Source organism: Bacillus sp. AFS088145 (assembly GCF_002564465.1).
Classification (GTDB): domain Bacteria; phylum Bacillota; class Bacilli; order Bacillales; family Bacillaceae_G; genus Gottfriedia.
In genome coordinates this window covers 21,442-38,527 of sequence record NZ_NUUX01000048.1, presented here as the reverse complement: position 1 = coordinate 38,527, position 17,086 = coordinate 21,442, and the positions used below count along the sequence as shown (strand labels likewise).

The 17,086-nt window shown below is 32.4% G+C and carries 15 protein-coding genes; 11 read left to right on the top strand and 4 right to left on the bottom strand.

The window, feature by feature from the left end; genetic code table 11:
- Positions 1–598: 598 nt before the first annotated feature.
- From COI44_RS22635 to COI44_RS22620, 4 genes are all read left to right on the top strand, one after another.
- On the top strand, positions 599–1,792 hold the full coding sequence (locus COI44_RS22635) for a glycine C-acetyltransferase (RefSeq protein ID WP_098233631.1): 1,194 nt from the start codon (positions 599–601) through the stop codon (positions 1,790–1,792).
- A 48-nt stretch (positions 1,793–1,840) separates the two neighbouring features.
- Complete coding sequence (locus COI44_RS22630) at positions 1,841–2,803, top strand: L-threonine 3-dehydrogenase (protein ID WP_098429901.1); 963 nt, start codon at positions 1,841–1,843, stop codon at positions 2,801–2,803.
- A gap of 150 nt (positions 2,804–2,953) precedes the next feature.
- Entirely contained in the window at positions 2,954–3,961 is a 1,008-nt protein-coding gene (gene tdcB / locus COI44_RS22625; RefSeq protein ID WP_098429900.1) for a bifunctional threonine ammonia-lyase/L-serine ammonia-lyase TdcB, read from the top strand.
- Between the two features lie 51 nt (positions 3,962–4,012).
- Positions 4,013–5,326, top strand: coding sequence for an APC family permease (locus COI44_RS22620; RefSeq protein WP_483295500.1), 1,314 nt, complete (start codon positions 4,013–4,015; stop codon positions 5,324–5,326).
- Between the two features lie 227 nt (positions 5,327–5,553).
- Here the strand turns inward: COI44_RS22620 and COI44_RS22615 are convergent, their stop codons facing one another.
- Positions 5,554–7,404, bottom strand: coding sequence for a dihydroorotate dehydrogenase (locus COI44_RS22615; protein WP_098429898.1), 1,851 nt, complete (start codon positions 7,402–7,404; stop codon positions 5,554–5,556).
- A gap of 198 nt (positions 7,405–7,602) precedes the next feature.
- Here COI44_RS22615 and miaA point away from each other — a divergent pair, with 198 nt between their 5' ends.
- The 3 genes from miaA to COI44_RS22600 all read left to right on the top strand — a co-directional run bounded on the left by miaA (position 7,603) and on the right by COI44_RS22600 (position 9,546).
- Positions 7,603–8,565, top strand: coding sequence for a tRNA (adenosine(37)-N6)-dimethylallyltransferase MiaA (miaA, locus tag COI44_RS22610; RefSeq protein WP_483295499.1), 963 nt, complete (start codon positions 7,603–7,605; stop codon positions 8,563–8,565).
- 23 nt (positions 8,566–8,588) lie between these two features.
- Positions 8,589–8,810 (top strand): RNA chaperone Hfq, encoded by a 222-nt coding sequence (gene hfq, locus COI44_RS22605; RefSeq protein ID WP_056470298.1) that lies wholly within the window; start codon positions 8,589–8,591, stop codon positions 8,808–8,810.
- Positions 8,811–8,919: 109 nt separating this feature from the next.
- Positions 8,920–9,546: an FMN-binding negative transcriptional regulator gene (locus COI44_RS22600; protein WP_098429896.1), complete on the top strand. Its 627-nt coding sequence runs from the start codon at positions 8,920–8,922 to the stop codon at positions 9,544–9,546.
- A gap of 46 nt (positions 9,547–9,592) precedes the next feature.
- Here the strand turns inward: COI44_RS22600 and COI44_RS22595 are convergent, their stop codons facing one another.
- A complete protein-coding gene (locus COI44_RS22595) occupies positions 9,593–10,582 on the bottom strand; it encodes a tyrosine-type recombinase/integrase (RefSeq protein ID WP_286164058.1) in 990 nt (329 codons plus the stop codon).
- A gap of 257 nt (positions 10,583–10,839) precedes the next feature.
- Here COI44_RS22595 and spoVK point away from each other — a divergent pair, with 257 nt between their 5' ends.
- Entirely contained in the window at positions 10,840–11,787 is a 948-nt protein-coding gene (gene spoVK / locus COI44_RS22590; protein WP_098429895.1) for a stage V sporulation protein K, read from the top strand.
- An 8-nt stretch (positions 11,788–11,795) separates the two neighbouring features.
- Here the strand turns inward: spoVK and COI44_RS22585 are convergent, their stop codons facing one another.
- Together COI44_RS22585 and COI44_RS22580 are read right to left on the bottom strand one after the other, a co-directional pair.
- Positions 11,796–12,752, bottom strand: a complete 957-nt coding sequence (locus COI44_RS22585; protein ID WP_098429894.1) for a magnesium transporter CorA family protein — start codon at positions 12,750–12,752, stop codon at positions 11,796–11,798.
- A gap of 258 nt (positions 12,753–13,010) precedes the next feature.
- Positions 13,011–13,667 (bottom strand): trimeric intracellular cation channel family protein, encoded by a 657-nt coding sequence (locus COI44_RS22580; RefSeq protein WP_286164057.1) that lies wholly within the window; start codon positions 13,665–13,667, stop codon positions 13,011–13,013.
- Between the two features lie 135 nt (positions 13,668–13,802).
- On the opposite strand from COI44_RS22580, the gene hflX reads away from it, so the two are divergent.
- The 3 genes from hflX (at position 13,803) to COI44_RS22565 (ending at position 16,914) form a co-directional block, all read left to right on the top strand.
- Positions 13,803–15,059, top strand: a complete 1,257-nt coding sequence (gene hflX, locus COI44_RS22575; protein ID WP_098429904.1) for a GTPase HflX — start codon at positions 13,803–13,805, stop codon at positions 15,057–15,059.
- Between the two features lie 3 nt (positions 15,060–15,062).
- Complete coding sequence (locus tag COI44_RS22570; RefSeq protein ID WP_098429893.1) at positions 15,063–16,334, top strand: methionine gamma-lyase family protein; 1,272 nt, start codon at positions 15,063–15,065, stop codon at positions 16,332–16,334.
- A gap of 241 nt (positions 16,335–16,575) precedes the next feature.
- Positions 16,576–16,914 (top strand): zinc ribbon domain-containing protein YjdM, encoded by a 339-nt coding sequence (locus COI44_RS22565; protein WP_098429892.1) that lies wholly within the window; start codon positions 16,576–16,578, stop codon positions 16,912–16,914.
- Positions 16,915–17,086 lie beyond the last annotated feature (172 nt).

Here is a 17,086-nt window from a genome sequence, read left to right as displayed (position 1 = left end):
ATTTTATTGACGTAGATACATTTAATTGCAGTTATCAGATTTTAATTGCAGATATGCTAATTTTAATTGCGGTTTTCGGATTTTAATTGCAGTTCACTGTTTAATTGCAGGATTTCATCATTTATTTGCACTTTTCACATGTTTAATTGCAGTGCTACATCGTTTATATGAAGCGCTACTACATCATTTATATGAAGCGCTACTACATCTTTTATGTACAGCATTTCAAACATCTATTTACAACTCAGACTTAAATCAACATGATCCTTCTTTCACCCCCTTTTTAACCACTAGATGTTTTACTAAAAAAACAAATTGAATAATATTCGAATTATATGAATTTTTATAATAATTTAAATTCGACTTTTTTCGAATAAATTTTGAATAAAAGTATTCCTAATGCAATGTAACCGATTTATAATTGAATTCGGAAAGCCTCAAATAAGTATATTGTAATCAATACATAAAAAATTTTCTCTTACAAAAATGGAAAATAATAAAACGATAATTTTTTATATTTATTTAATAATAAATAATAGATATAAAATGGGGGCTTACTCCTTTTAGATAAATAAACTTAATTTAGGAGCTGGTATTTATGTCAAGCAAGACATTAGAAGCATTTTTAACTCCACAATTAGCTGAGTTAAAAGAGAAAGGGCTCTATAATGAGATTAACTCTTTAGAAGGTTCTAACGAAGCTACTATTCAAATTAGTGGTAAACAATTTATAAATTTATCTTCAAATAACTATCTTGGTTTTGCGACTCATCCTCGTTTAAAACAAGCTGCTATTGAAGCGACTGAAAAATATGGAGTTGGTGCAGGAGCTGTACGTACGATTAATGGTACGATGGATATCCACGATCAACTTGAAAAAGCGATTGCTGAATTTAAGCATACAGAGGCTGCTATTGCATTCCAATCTGGTTTTAACTGTAATATGGGTGCTATTTCAGCAGTAATGACAAAAAAAGATGCAATTCTATCTGATGAATTAAACCACGCTTCAATTATCGATGGTTGCAGACTTTCTGGGGCAAAAATTATTCGTGTAAAACACCAAGATATGGATGATTTACGTGAAAAAGCAAAAGAAGCTACAACTTGTGGTTTATATGAGAAGGTTATGTACATTGCAGATGGAGTTTTCTCTATGGATGGAGATGTAGCAAATATTCCTGATATTGTAAAAATTGCTGAAGAATTTGGCTTAATTACATATATCGATGATGCTCATGGTTCTGGCGTTATGGGTAAAGGAGCTGGAACAGTTAAGCATTTCGGATTATCAGATAAAATTGATTTCCAAATTGGTACACTTTCTAAAGCAGTTGGAGTTGTAGGTGGATATGTTGCTGGTTCACAACAATTAATCGATTGGTTAAAAGTTCGTGCACGTCCTTTCTTATTCTCTACTTCTTTAACACCAGCAAATGCTGCTGCTTGTATTGAAGCAATTCGTATTATGTCTGAAGAACCAGAAAAAATCGAAAAGCTTTGGGAAAATGGTGATTACTTAAAAGCTGGTTTATCAAAACTAGGATTTAATATTGGTGAGTCTGAAACACCAATTACACCATGTATTATCGGTGATGAAAATCTTACACAAGAATTTTCTAAACGTCTATACGAAGAGGGAGTTTATGCGAAGTCAATCGTATTCCCAACAGTACCACTAGGAACTGGTCGTATTCGTAATATGCCAACAGCTGCGCATACTAAAGAAATGCTAGATGAAGTTTTAGCTATTTATGAAAAAGTCGGTCGCGAATTAAACGTTATTAAATAATTTTAAATAATAATTTCGATATTTTATTACTATAAGGTGGACTAAGGAATGAAGAAAATATTAATTACTGGTTGTTTTGGACAAATCGGTTCAGAATTAACTATGCGTCTTAGAAATGAATACGGTATTGAAAATGTTGTTGCGACAGATATTCGCCGTCTTGAAGGAAGTCCAATTTTAGAAACAGGTCATTTTGAAATTTTAGATGTAATGGATAAAGAAAAAATGTTAGAGATTGCTAAAAAGTATGAAATTGATACGTTCATTCACTTAGCTGCTCTTTTATCAGCTGTTGCAGAAGCAAAACCTACATTAGCTTGGGACTTAAACATGGGTGGATTAGTGAATGCTCTTGAAGTAGCGAGAGAATTAAGCTTAAAATTCTTTACTCCAAGTTCAATTGGTGCATTTGGACCAGCAACACCAAAGGATAATACACCACAAGATACAATCCAACGTCCTACTACAATGTATGGTGTTACAAAAGTAGCTGGAGAATTATTATGTGATTACTACTTTGAAAAATTTGGTGTAGATACTCGTGGCGTACGTTTCCCAGGCTTAATCTCTTATGATACAGTGCCAGGTGGAGGTACTACTGATTATGCTGTTGATATTTATTACGAAGCATTAAAAAATAAGAAATATACTTCATTTATCGGTGAAGGAACATACATGGATATGATGTATATGCCTGATGCAATTGATGCAATTATTAAGTTAATGGAAGCAGATCCATCAAAACTTAAACATCGTAATGCATTTAATATCTCAGCAATGTCATTTGAACCAACTCAAATCGCGGCATCAATTCGTAAATTCATCCCTGAATTTACATTAGATTTCGACATTGATCCGATTCGTCAAGGAATTGCCAATTCATGGCCAAATTCAATTGACAGCTCTGCTGCAAAAGAAGAGTGGGGCTTCGATCCAAAATTTGATTTAGATCGTATGTCTGAAGATATGTTAAATAAATTAGCTGCAAAGTTAAACGTAACTCAAGCTTAAATAATAAAGAAGGAGACCACAATCTCCTTCTTTTTATTTTCTCTTCATTTACTAATTCCTGTTTTTGGTATTTTGTTTAGTACTTTGACACAAACTTATCATGTATCAAGAATGATAAATTAAAATGCTGATAAAAAAGGAAGTTGGAAGATGAATAATTTAGATCATAAAGGATTACCATTAACGATCAAAGAAATTAAAACTGCATATGAGCTTTTAGAAGGTAAAGTTCGAAAAACACCTTTAGTAAAATCATTTTATTTAACTTCAAAGTCGGACGGAGAGATTTATTTAAAACTTGAAAATATGCAATTAACGGGCTCATTTAAATTTCGAGGTGCATTTAATAAAATTTCTCATTTAACTGAGGAAGAAAGAAGTAAAGGAATTATCGCATGTTCAGCTGGAAATCATGCACAAGGTGTCGCTTTATCATCAAAGCTTTTACATATTAAGAGTAAAATCATCATGCCTTCAACTGCACCAAAAGCAAAGGTTGAAGCAACAGAAGGGTACGGATCAAATATCATTTTATACGGTGATACATTTGATGATGCGAAAGACTATTGTGCTAAAGTACGAGACGAAACTGGCGAAACATTCATCCATCCATACGATGATATTTACATTATGGCTGGTCAAGGGACAATTGGTATTGAAATTTTAGATGATCTCTGGGATGTTGATACAATAATTGTTCCAATTGGTGGTGGTGGCCTCATTTCTGGAATTGCAGTCGCTTTGAAATCATTTAACCCTTCAATAGACATAATTGGTGTTCAAGCAGAGAATGTACATGGCATGAAAGCATCAATAGACTCAGGAGAAATAGTGACTAACTATACAGCTCCTACAATAGCCGATGGTTGTTCTGTTAAGGTTCCAGGGAAATTAACATATGAAATTGTAAAAGAATTGGTAAACGAAATCATCCTAGTGAGTGAGGATGAAATAGAAGTCGCAATGAAGGATTTACTACAGCGCGGTAAAGCAGTTGTGGAAGGTTCAGGTGCTCTAGCGACAGCAGTAATTTTATCAGGTAAAGCTTCAAAATATATAAAAGATAAAAAAGTAGTAGCAATCATATCTGGTGGTAATGTTGACCTAGAAAGAATCTCCAGTGTTTGTGAACATTTCTTTGGGAATGAAGTAAAGTGATCTTTATAAGAATGGGTGATCCTATTGTCGGAAAATAAACTAAGAAGAGAAATGGGGTTTATTGCAGCTTTAACTACTGTAATTGGTACTGTAATTGGTGGTGGAGTTTTCTTTAAAGCCACGGCTGTATATGGCGCAACTGGATCTGCAAGCTTAGGTTTATTAGCATGGATTATTGGGGGAATCATTACAATTTGTGCTGGTTTATCTGGAGCTGAGCTTGCCGCAGCAATACCAAAAACAGGAGGAATGGTTGCCTATTTAAAGCATACATATGGAGATCTGACAGCCTATTTACTTGGATGGGCTCAAACAATCATTTATTTTCCAGCTAATATTGCTGCGCTTTCGATCATTTTTGGTACGCAAGCAGTTTCCATCTTTGGAGTCCCTGCCAATTCTAATCAAATCACAGTAACGATTATTGCTGTAGTTACTGCAATTTTTATCACATTAATGAATTTCTTAGGAGCAAAAACTGCTGGTAGTATTCAATCACTTTTTACGTTTTGTAAACTGATACCTTTGGCGATTTTAATTATATTTGGATTATTACATGAAGGAAATGTGACTTTTCAGCTTTTCCCAGTTGAGGTAGGAAGTGATCGAAGTTTTTTGCCAGCACTTGGTTCAGCTTTACTTGCTACGATGTTTGCATATGATGGTTGGATACTCGTAGGAAATATAGCCGGAGAAATGAAAAATCCTAAAAATGATTTGCCAAAAGCAATCGTATTCGGTTTAGCAGCTGTAATGGCGGTTTATCTTTTGATTAACATATCCTTTTTATTTGTTTTAACTGCAGCGCAATTAGCTGGTACATCTACACCAGCCACTGAAGTTTCGAAAGTTTTATTCGGTAATTTTGGAGGGAAACTCGTCTCAATCGGAATTTTGATTTCAGTATTTGGTACAATTAATGGCTATACAATGACTGGTATGAGGGTTCCATATGTGATGGCTAGAGAAGAAAAACTTCCTTTTAGTAGTTGGTTTGGTAAATTATCTAAGACTGGAGTTCCATATAATGCTGGTCTATTTATCCTAATAGTTGCCATATTTATGATGTTTATAGGTGGATTTGACTTATTAACGGACATGTTAGTATTTGTCATTTGGATCTTCTATACATTAACATTTATTGCGGTTTATATTTTACGAAAACGGGAACCGGATCTAAAAAGGCCTTATAGAGTACCTTTTTTACCTTTCGTTCTCTCAATCGCAATAATTGGGGGAGTCTTTATCGTTGTTAATACACTTATGACGCAAACTATTTTAGCTTTTTGGGGAATTGGTTTAACGTTAATTGGACTTCCTGTTTATTACATGTTACGGAAAAATCATGTTGTTGTAGATGATTGAAAAAAGGTAGGATATCTCCTACTTTCAGACTGCCCGCCAAACGCTCGCTTTCTTCGTTGCTTCGCCTGTCTGCGGTGCTCATTACCGTGTAGGGTAACTCCGCTCCTCACCAGGCTTCGCGCCTCGAAAGACAAGCGCTTGCAATCAGTCTGAAAATCAAGTTTTTAGGGCTTGTCTACATACTAAAAAGGTAGGATATCTCCTACCTTTATGTCTGCTTATTGAACTTATAGCTGTTTGTTTATTTCGGGGAAGTTGTTATCGTTCGAATGATTCGTTGTAAAATTCAAAAATTTATAAGATGTAATGACTCCTATTAATAAAAACAGACTTGCAATGATTGGTGGTAATAGATGATAAAAATCTGTATACCCAATCATAAAATGGACTGCAAACGCAGTTATAAACGCAGGTAAGCTCCCAATCAATAATGTCCACCAGATCCATTTATGATTTTGTCTGAAGCCCCATAATGAAATCATGAGTACTAGTAAGCCGACACTTACTAAACCACCTCCAAAACCAGCGCGATCATGTGAGATAACAGGGATTAAGTGTTGATTAAAAGCATTCAACTCAGAAGGTGATATACATAAATAAGTTAAATCTGTTTTAACAAAGGTAGTAGTGATGCCTACAAAGGAAATAATAGATCCTCCGATTATAATCGAAAATCCTAGTATAATAAAAAATAATTGACCTATTAAACTAAGTTTCCAAACGCCATTATTTGTTAAATTTTCAGATTCTGGACTTCTATTTATACCTCTTGTTTTAAAGAAACCAATTAAAAATGGTATTAATAAGATTACCCAAAATAAAGCGTGTAACCAGTCAAAGTACCCATATCCAATAAATAAGAATATCGCTAAAAAACCTACGAATGCACTAGTGTCAGATGCTTTCTTTGCCCAATGATAATGATGTTTAATTCCATTTCTAGCTAATGACATGAACAAAATTCCACCCGACATAATCGTCCCAGAAAGTGTCATTCGGTCATGTGACATAAAGGGGAGAATTCGATCATTAAACTGGAGAATTAATTCGCGATCAATCGTTAAAAAGTGCTCATCATATGGAAGGACAATGGAAGTTAAACTAATAAATAGAGCAAGTAATCCTCCAATAAACATGAAAAGGCCAAATAAAAAGTACCATACCCATCCGTCACTTAAACTAGTCATCGCTTTTTTGCTTCTAAACTTTATCGCTTCATTGATCCGTTTTGGTAAACCAGGACCACTGAGTACATATCCATGAGTTAAAAATACTAAAGATGCTCCAGAATCGATTAATTCAATTGCATCAATCGGTTCAACCACTCCGCCTTTTGTAAAAATTGGTTTTTCAAACTGATTTGATTTTAACTTTTGAATTGTATTTATTAAAATATTTTTTTGTTCTAAGTCAGTATTATTTGGAATTTCTTCAATCAAAATTGAATCGAATGGATAATTTTCTTGTTTAAGAAAAACATCTATTTCATTTGGACATATTGATAGACAAATAGGTTTAGTCGAAGCCCAATTATTTTCTACTAAATTTTTGGCCAAATCAAGCTCTAAGATGAATAAATCAACAAAATCAAAAAGTCTTGGTTCGATCAGTTTAAATTCATCAAAACTCCCAACTATTCTAGCAAAAATGGGAATCTTCTTATGTATTTTAGAAAGTTGATGAACTGTTTGTTCTAGGGTTAATACTTTATTTTCCTCTGTTCCGATTAATTGATTATGTTTCAAATTAATGAGCGGACTTTTGCTTGTATAAGTGTCGTTTATAGAAATAGGGCCAATTTCAATCACACCAAATCCTAAATTCATAAAAGCATTTGTGCCAGATAGATAGGGGTCAATCTTAGAGGCCAATCCAATTTGATTTTTAATTGTCAAATGATGAATCTCGTTTTCAAGGGAACTGTCAGTGTTTAAATGGCCGAGAAATTCGATTAGATTTGGACCGAATGGCATAGTTGAAATTTTATTCATGCTACTATGAATGAATTCTCTTGAAACTTTTGAAGGAAGCTTTGAGAGCATTGGTTTAAAAATTGTATGATAGGACCAATCAGGCATAGTATAACCTCATTTTTTTTAGATTACTTATAGTTTACTTTGACAAATATAAAATGAAAACACTTTCTTTAAAAATTGTGAATTGATTCACAACGCATTGGTTTTTTTGTATAAATATGGTATAAATAAAAAGAGTTATCTACTTTCAAATTTAGTAAGACAAGTAAGGAAAAGGTTGTATAGAAAGGCGTATATGTGATTACAATGGTAAATATGCAAAAAGTGATAGTCATCGTTGGCCCTACAGCAGTAGGGAAAACAAAGCTAAGTATTGAACTTGCAAAAGCTGTTGATGGAGAAATCATTAATGGTGATGCAACACAAGTTTATAAGGAATTAAATATTGGAGCAGCTAAAATTACAGAAGAAGAAAAGGAAGGAATTCCGCATCATTTAATCGATTTCCTTGATCCAAAAGATTCTTTTACAGTAGCTGATTTTCAAACTTTAGCTAGAGAGAAAATTAAAGAAATAGCTAATCGAGGTAAAATTCCAATTATTGTTGGTGGTACTGGATTATATATCCAAAGTGTATTAACTAAATATGAATTTGCTGAGCAAGAAGGTGATGAGCTTTTAAGAAGCCAATTAGAGGGCTTTGCGATGGCCTTTGGGAATAAAGCATTACATGATCAATTAAACGAAATTGATCCAGAAAGTGCAAAGCAAATACATATGAATAATGTCAGAAGAGTAATCCGTGCAATTGAAGTTTTCAAACTAACGGGACAAAAATTTTCAGAGACCGCATTTAAAAAAGAGCCAGAGTATTTATATGATGCAGAAATAATCGGATTATCGATGGAGCGAGAGCTACTATACAATCGAATTAATTTACGAGTTGATCTAATGTTGGAAGAAGGACTAGTAGATGAAGCAAAAATGCTCTACGACAAAGGTATTCGAAATTGTCAATCTGTGCAAGCGATTGGCTATAAAGAGCTTTACGATTATTTTGATGGAATCTTAACGAAAGAAGAAGCAATCGATTTAATTAAACAAAGTTCAAGAAGGTATGCAAAAAGGCAAATGACGTGGTTTAGAAACAAAATGAGCATCCATTGGTTTGATATGGATGGACATAATTTTGATATAAAAAAACTGGAAATTTTAGCTCTACTTGAAGGAAAGGGCTATTTCATCTCGAATAAATATATGTAGAGGTAGAAGAGGAGGAAAAGGACATGAAAACATCAATCAACATTCAAGACCAGTTCTTAAACCAATTACGTAAAGACAATCTAGCGGTTACAGTATTTTTACTAAATGGATTTCAAATCAAAGGTAAAGTAAAAAGCTTTGATAACTTTACGGTATTGTTAGATGTTGAAGGTAAACAACAATTAATATATAAACATGCAATTTCAACGTTTGTACCATCTAAAAATGTACAAATTGAAATGTAAAATAAATTTGAAAAAAGAGCATTGATCTTATGGTCAATGTTCTTTTTTAATATGCTTGATAATTTAATGATGATAATTATATTATGTAAACTAAAGGAGGAGAAATCAAATGTATGTTCCAAAAGGATTTAAAGAAACAGATTTAAATCAATTAATAGCCGAAATGAAGAAAAATAGCTTCGGAATATTATTATCGAATAATGACGAGGCAAAAATCGAAGCAACTCATTTACCATTTATCATACAAAAAGACGATGAGAATTTAGTGATCATTACACATTTAGCTAAGCCAAATCCTCAATGGAAAACGATGAATGGAAAGGAATCTTTAATCATCTTTCCAGGGCCACATGCATATGTTTCTGCTTCATGGTATGAAGAGAAAAATACAGTTTCAACTTGGAACTATACAGCAATCCATGCTTATGGAAAAGTAACAATAATTGAAAATAAGGATGAAATGAGACAAATCGTTTTAAAAACAACCGACTATTTTGAAAAAGGACAATCAAAACCTTGGAAATACGAAGATCACACAGAGTATGTTGAAAAATTACTTTCAGAAATTGTTTGTTTAAAAATTGAAGTAACAGAGTTAATCGGTAAAAAGAAATTAAGTCAAAATCATTCGAGTGAGAGAAGAGAAAAAGTGATTGCAGCTTTGCAAAATGAAGAAAAATATTCTTCGAAAGAAATCGCAGAACTTATGAAAGCAAAACTAAATACAAGTTCCTAAAAGGAAGTTTCTACACAATAAAAAGATGGAGTTATGATGATCGTCATCATAACTCCTTTTTATTTGGGCGTTCATTTTCTTGAAAAAATTGAAAGTATCGTTTTAAAGAAACTGAGGTCTTCAATCCAACTAATTGCTGAATATCTTCTACTAATAACCCATCTTTTATTTTCCGTAGAATAAAAGTGTTTCTTAAATGTTGTGAGCAAAGTCCTTTTCTAAGCCCAGCTCTTTTAACTTCCAATCTAAGCATTTTTTGAAATGCAATTTCCGTTAGTGCTTTCGGTGAATCTATATTGTAAACCCAATGGAAAGTCATACGGTTAAAATCAAATGCAACAAAGAGCGGATGAGTTGAATGATAGTGAGGTCTTACGGGCTCGGGTATCGTAACAAAATAATTATATAAGAGTATTCGATCTTCTTTTGTGAGAATAATTGTTCTTTTCACACCTTCCTTGCTATGGACAACAAGTTCATTTAAGGCGAAGTTAATGTCTCTCATTTGTAAATCAATTAATTCCTTCAAAGTCAGTCCATAAAAGAGCATAAAACGAATCATAATTTCATTACGATCCATTAAAAATGATCTAGCTTTTAATTGTTTTTCTGACAAATCTGTCGTGGATTGAACAATTGATAGTAATATTTTTTCTTCTTCTTCAGAGATAAAATCGTCCGTTGAAAGGGCGCGTGAAGGTCCTGCTAAATAGTTAGTGAATGGAATGATATTCTCGATTGAAGAATTATTTGAGTTTAAAAATTTATAAAATTGATTTAGTACGACATAAATTCGATGCATCGTTTTCTCATTATATCCACGTTCAGATGTTAAAAAGTAGAAATAATTATTAAAATCTTGAACTTGTAATGTACTAAAACTTTCATTAACTTTTTTAAAGTAACGGAAACATTCTTCTAAATCATAGCAATAACGCTTAATTGTAGATTCTTTTCTTCCTTTACTATTTAGGTGAGAGGCAAATTGCAAGATGACATCAGGTAAAGTAGCAGTCGTTAAGTTTGGGATCGTCAAATTTATCAACTCTTCTCTTTTTCTCTCATTATATCAAATAAGTTTATAGAATTTAGTAAAATTTAGCAATCTTATCCATTTAACAGTTAGTCTGGAGAATAAAAGTTTTGAAATTAATTGTTCGTACATATAATAGTAAAAAACTTATTTAGTAAAATACTCTCAAAAGCGCATAAAACGACTTGTAATCTGTTTTCTCGTGGAGTGCTATCCTATAGATAAAAAAAATGTTCGACAGAATAAGAGAGGTGTCATGTTTGGAGCAGCCAATTCGTTTAAAAGATAACGGCCAAATAAATGTTGTACTTAATACAGTGAAAAGGGGAGAGGTTTCTCCAAATCTAAGTATCGAAACAGTGAAACAGCCTAAACATGCATTATTAATTGAAATAGAGGATCAATTAAGGCATTTAATTGGCATGGAAGAAATAAAAAAAATGATTCATGAAATTTATGCTTGGATATTTATTAATAAAAAACGAGAAGAATTAAACTTAAAAGCTGAAAAACAAGTATTGCATATGTTGTTTAAAGGGAATCCAGGAACTGGAAAAACGACTGTTGCAAGGATTATTGGTCAATTATTTTTGAAAATGGGTGTATTGTCAAAAGGCCACCTAATCGAAGCTGAAAGAGCTGATTTAGTCGGAGAATACATTGGTCACACTGCTCAAAAAACTAGAGATTTAGTAAAAAAAGCAAATGGTGGAATTCTTTTTATTGATGAGGCTTACTCACTTGGCCGTGGTGGGGAAAAAGATTTCGGAAAAGAAGCAATTGATACTCTTGTTAAACATATGGAAGATAAACATGGCGACTTTGTACTGATTTTAGCCGGCTATTCTTCCGAAATGGATTATTTCTTAAGTTTGAATCCTGGACTAAAATCAAGATTTCCATTCATTTTAGAATTCCAGGATTATTCTGTAAAGGAGCTACTAGATATATCAAAAAAAATGTTTGTTGACCGAGAATATATTCTATCTCGGGAAGCGGAATACCGATTAAGAGATTTTATCCATAAGGCAAAACTTGAAAATCGTGCTCATTTTAGTAATGGGCGATTTGTCCGAAATATTGTTGAAAAATCGATTAGGACACAAGCAACAAGATTAGTATCTGAGACCGAATTTAATCGAGAAATATTAATGAGGATCGAAGAAAAAGACTTATTTACTTCAGACAAAACCGACTCGATTAATTGAACGATTAGCTATTTTATTTGGTGCTTTCTACCCCACCAACCTTTAGCGTTAAAATAAATTGAAATAATGACCCCAATTAAAATGTTGAGGACAATACAATATAAATAACCATATTTCCATTTTAACTCAGGCATATTTCCAAAATTCATGCCATAAAATCCCGCGATAAAAGACATTGGTAAAAAAATGGCACTTATAAGTGTTAAAGTTTTCATAATATCATTTGTACGGTCTGATTTTAAGGACATTTGCAGCTCGATAATGCCTGCCATACTTTCTTTAAAATTATCAAGGGCATTAATAATACGTTCATAATTCTCTTTCAATTCATTAAAATAAAAACCTGCATCCTGACTTAAGAAAGGAAAATCTGCTTCTACAATTTGGTTAATGACATTTACTTGCGGTTCTACAAGCTGCCTTAAATCTTGAAGTTGAACTTTCCAATTGAAAATTTTCTGATCTAAATCCTTTCGAAATGGGTCATTAAATAAGTCTCGTTCAATTTCTTCAATCTCATTTGCAAACCGATCAATTGAGATAAGGAACTTCTCAATAACTTCATGGGAAATTTGATATAAAACATGACCAGTATGGTCTACTTTTATATAATTTTGACTGAATTCCTGAGTTACAAATTTGAATAAATCTATTTCATGATCTTCTATATATGAAATAATTAAATTACTGCAAACAAGAATATTTATTTTTGTTGGTTTAAATAACTTAGTTAAGGCATATAGGGAAAGGATTGCCTCGTTTTTAAAGATATTTATTCTTGGTTTATGATCACTATGTAGAAGTTTCTTTTTTGCTAAAGGGTGAATAGTTAAACTTTCAATACTAGTAGTTAACTCATCAAAGGATTTATGATTAAAGTGATACCAAAGAATTTCATCTTTAGTTGGAAGCAAAAATTCATCAATTGTTTCGACTGAATGATTTGTAATGTTATATCTCTTCAAATGAAATTCCTCCTTTAACTAAATTTCTAAAATAGTGTTGGCAAGTATAGGTAAATTATGTGAAGAAAACAAACGCTTTTTTGGGTTTGTTTTTTCGTGGTAATGAAAAATGAGACTAATAAGTTTGATTGTTGCAAAGAAGCGTTAGTGCCGTGGGGGAATATATCAACTATTTGTCTTACAATATAAAAAAAAATAAAAAAACAAACCATCATTTTAAAAGGTTTGTTTTTATTGGACTTATTTATTTAATTTAATTTAATTTATTAATTTTTGAGTGCTTGATTCGTTTAAACTAACTGTAGAGCTAGAGCCTTTAAATGATCTTTTAGGTAGACTCCAATTATAATGTACAGATAATAGTCTAAGAAGAACAATAACGATGAATAATAATAAAAGTTCAAAATTTGTATCAACAAATTTATTTCCAATTAAAACGCCTACAAGTATTGCCCAAAAAGCATATACTTCTGAATGTAATACCATTGGTTTTCTTTTTGCAAGTAGATCTCGTACGATTCCGCCACCGATTCCAGTTAAGACAGATGCTACAATAACAGCGCTAACAGGTAATTTTAATTCCATGGCATAATTTGCACCTAGAATTGCAAAAGCGGATAAACCGACTGAATCGAATAAAATATCTAATTTTTTAAATGGTTTATTTGATAATTGCGGAAAGAAAAAGATAACTGTCATCGCAACTAACGCAATTGTAAAATTTGTTGTTTGATTCCATAAATAGTTAATTGGATAACCTATTAATAAATTACGTAATGCACCGCCACCAAAGGCTGTAGCAAAGCCTAGGATATAGACACCAAATAAATCATAGTCTTCTTCCATGGCTACTACTGCACCACTTAATGCAAAGGAAATAGTACCAATAATGCTAAATAACTCCCATGTTTCCAAAAAGCAATTCCCCCGCCCTTAATAAAAAGATGAAAAATAGTCCAGATATCATTATAATAAAGAGACAGTTAAGAGTAAAGAATATTTATTGCTTAGAATTGGTTAAAGAAAAGGTGGAATTTTGTGACGAATGAAATGAGAGAAAGAGCCATTTTAGTTGGATGTCAGCTTCAAAATGTAGATGATGATCGTTTTAATTATTCATTGGATGAATTAGCATCACTTACAAAAACGGCAAATGGAGAAGTAGTTTTAATAACTTCACAAAAAAGAACTAAATATCATCCAGCATTATACATAGGGACAGGTAAAGTAGAAGAGTTAGAGGCAGCAATTGCAGAGTTAGAACCTGATGTTGTTATTTTTAATAATGAACTGACTCCATCTCAAATACGTAATTTATCTGCAAGATTAGAAAAAAGAGTAATTGACCGTACACAATTAATATTAGACATATTTGCACAGCGAGCGAAAACAAAAGAAGGTAAATTACAGGTTGAATTGGCTCAATTACAATATTTGATGCCAAGATTAGTTGGTCAAGGAACAGAGTTATCAAGACTTGGTGGAGGTATTGGTACAAGAGGGCCTGGTGAAACAAAACTAGAATCTGATCGTCGTCACATTCGAAAACGTATTGATGATATTAAGCAGCAATTAAACATAGTCGTTGAACATCGTAAACGTTATCGTGAGCGTCGTAAGAAAAATGAAATGTTTCATATTTCGTTAGTAGGTTATACAAATGCAGGAAAATCAACATTATTTAATCGACTAACTAAATCTGATGTGTATGAACAAGATTTACTGTTTGCGACATTAGATCCAACAACTAGAAAATTTGTTTTATCAAATGGTATGACAACTTTACTGACTGATACAGTAGGTTTTATTCAGGATTTACCAACTTCACTTATTGCTGCATTCCGTTCAACACTTGAAGAAGCAACTGAAGCAGATTTCATTCTTCATGTTGTCGATGCATCTCATGAAAATTATAAAAGCCATGAAGTAACAGTTTCTAAATTATTGAATGATTTAGATGTTAAAAATATTCCAATTTTAACGGTCTATAATAAAATAGATCAAGTTCATGAGGACTTTGTACCATCACCATCTGAAGGATTTATTGAAATGAGTGCTTTAAATGAAGATGATTTAAGTAAATTACGTCAAAGAATTGAATTTGAATGTAAACAATACATGGAATATTTTGAAGTGTTTGTACCTGCATACGAAGGGAAATTGATTCATGAAATCAAAAAATTAACGATGATTGAATCAATCAACTTTAATGAAGAAGCAGAAATCTATCAAATTACTGGTTACGTTTTCAAAGAACATTCAATTTATGATACAGTTAAAAGATATAGAATATATAAGGAGCAATAATCAATGCTAGAATTTTTATCAAACGGGGAAAAAATTGCACCATTAGTGGCAGATGTTGAAAAATTAATTTCAGAAGCCCATAAAGAAATTGACGAAGTGATTGAATATAACCAATTCAAAGTTTTACAAAGCTTTCGAAAGCATAAAGTGAGTGATAGTCATTTTATCCCAACAACTGGTTATGGTTATGATGATATCGGAAGAGATACATTAGAGGAAATTTTTGCTGATGTTTTAGGTGGAGAAGCTGGTTTAGTGAGACCGCAAATCATTTCTGGAACCCATGCAATTTCAACTGCTTTATTTGGCGTACTAAGACCAGGGGATGAGCTTTTATATATTACTGGGAAGCCATACGATACATTAGAGGAAATCGTAGGGATTCGTGGGGAAAGTGGAAATGGCTCATTAAAAGACTTTGGAATCGGATATGAATCAATCGAACTAGTAAATGATGAACGAATCAATTATGAAAAAGTAGCAAATAAAATGACAAGTAATACGAAAGTAATCGGTATTCAGCGTTCAAAAGGTTACGGAACAAGACCTTCATATACAATTGAACAAATTAAAGAGATGATTGATTTTGTAAAAGAAATTGATCCAAGTGTCATTGTTTTTGTAGATAATTGCTATGGTGAGTTTGTTGAAAAACTAGAGCCATGCCATGTAGGGGCAGATTTAATGGCAGGTTCATTAATCAAAAATCCTGGTGGTGGACTTGCAAAAACAGGTGGTTATATTGTAGGACGTAAAGATTTAGTCGAAAAATGTGGCTATCGTTTAACATCTCCAGGAATTGGACGTGAAGCTGGTGCATCTCTTTATGCGTTACAAGATATGTATCATGGATTTTTTATGGCACCACATATCACTGGTCAAGCATTAAAAGGAGCATTATTTACTGCAGCGTTTTTAGAAAAGCTTGGTATGAACACAAACCCTTCATGGGATGCAGTAAGAACCGATTTAATACAATCTGTTCAATTTGATGATAAAGAAAAAATGATCGCATTTTGTCAGGCAATTCAAGCGGCTTCACCTATCAATGCTCATTTTACGCCAACAGCAAACTATATGCCTGGATATGAAGACGATGTAATTATGGCAGCGGGGACATTTATCCAAGGTGCAAGTATTGAATTAACAGCAGATGGTCCAATAAGGGCTCCGTATATTGCATATGTTCAAGGTGGTTTAACTTATGCTCATGTGAAAATCGCAATTTGTTCGGCAGTTAATTCTTTAATTGAAAAAAACTTATTAGAAATTTAAAACAAAATAGCTCATGACCTCTAGTCATGAGCTATTTTATATATGAAAATAATTGGGGCTTACTTTCATAATGAAGAAGATTGTATCTACTCTATATCTTACAGGTCAATTCTTAAATTAACCTTAACATTATCGTTAAAATTCGATAATAATTATCTAATCTTGTATTAAGGTTAGGAGTGTGCGAGTATATAGAAGTTGGGTAAACAGTATAGATTTAGTAATGAGCGGAGGAAAAACAATGGAAAATCTACCTAATTGTCCTAAGTGTAATTCAGCATATACTTATGAAGATGGAAATCTTTTAATTTGTCCGGAATGTGGTTATGAATGGACAATGGAAACTGAACAGACGAATGACGATACAAAAGTAGTAAAAGATGCTAACGGAAATATTTTAAATGATGGGGATTCAGTTACAGTTATAAAAGATTTAAAAGTAAAGGGTACATCACTTGTCGTTAAAATAGGTACAAAAGTGAAAAGTATTCGATTAGTTGAAGGTGATCACGATATCGATTGTAAAATTGAAGGTTTTGGTGCCATGAAGTTGAAGTCTGAGTTTGTTAAAAAAGCATAGTATCGTTATTTTAAAATTCTATTAAAAGAAGAAATGCATCAAGTCAAAAGGCTCGATGCATTTGTTTTATATGTTAAATTTACAAAAGAAGATAAAAAAAATAGTTTGATATAAATAGATATTTGTTAAAATAAAAGAGATGTAAATTAAACGCTTACATTCACTGATATTA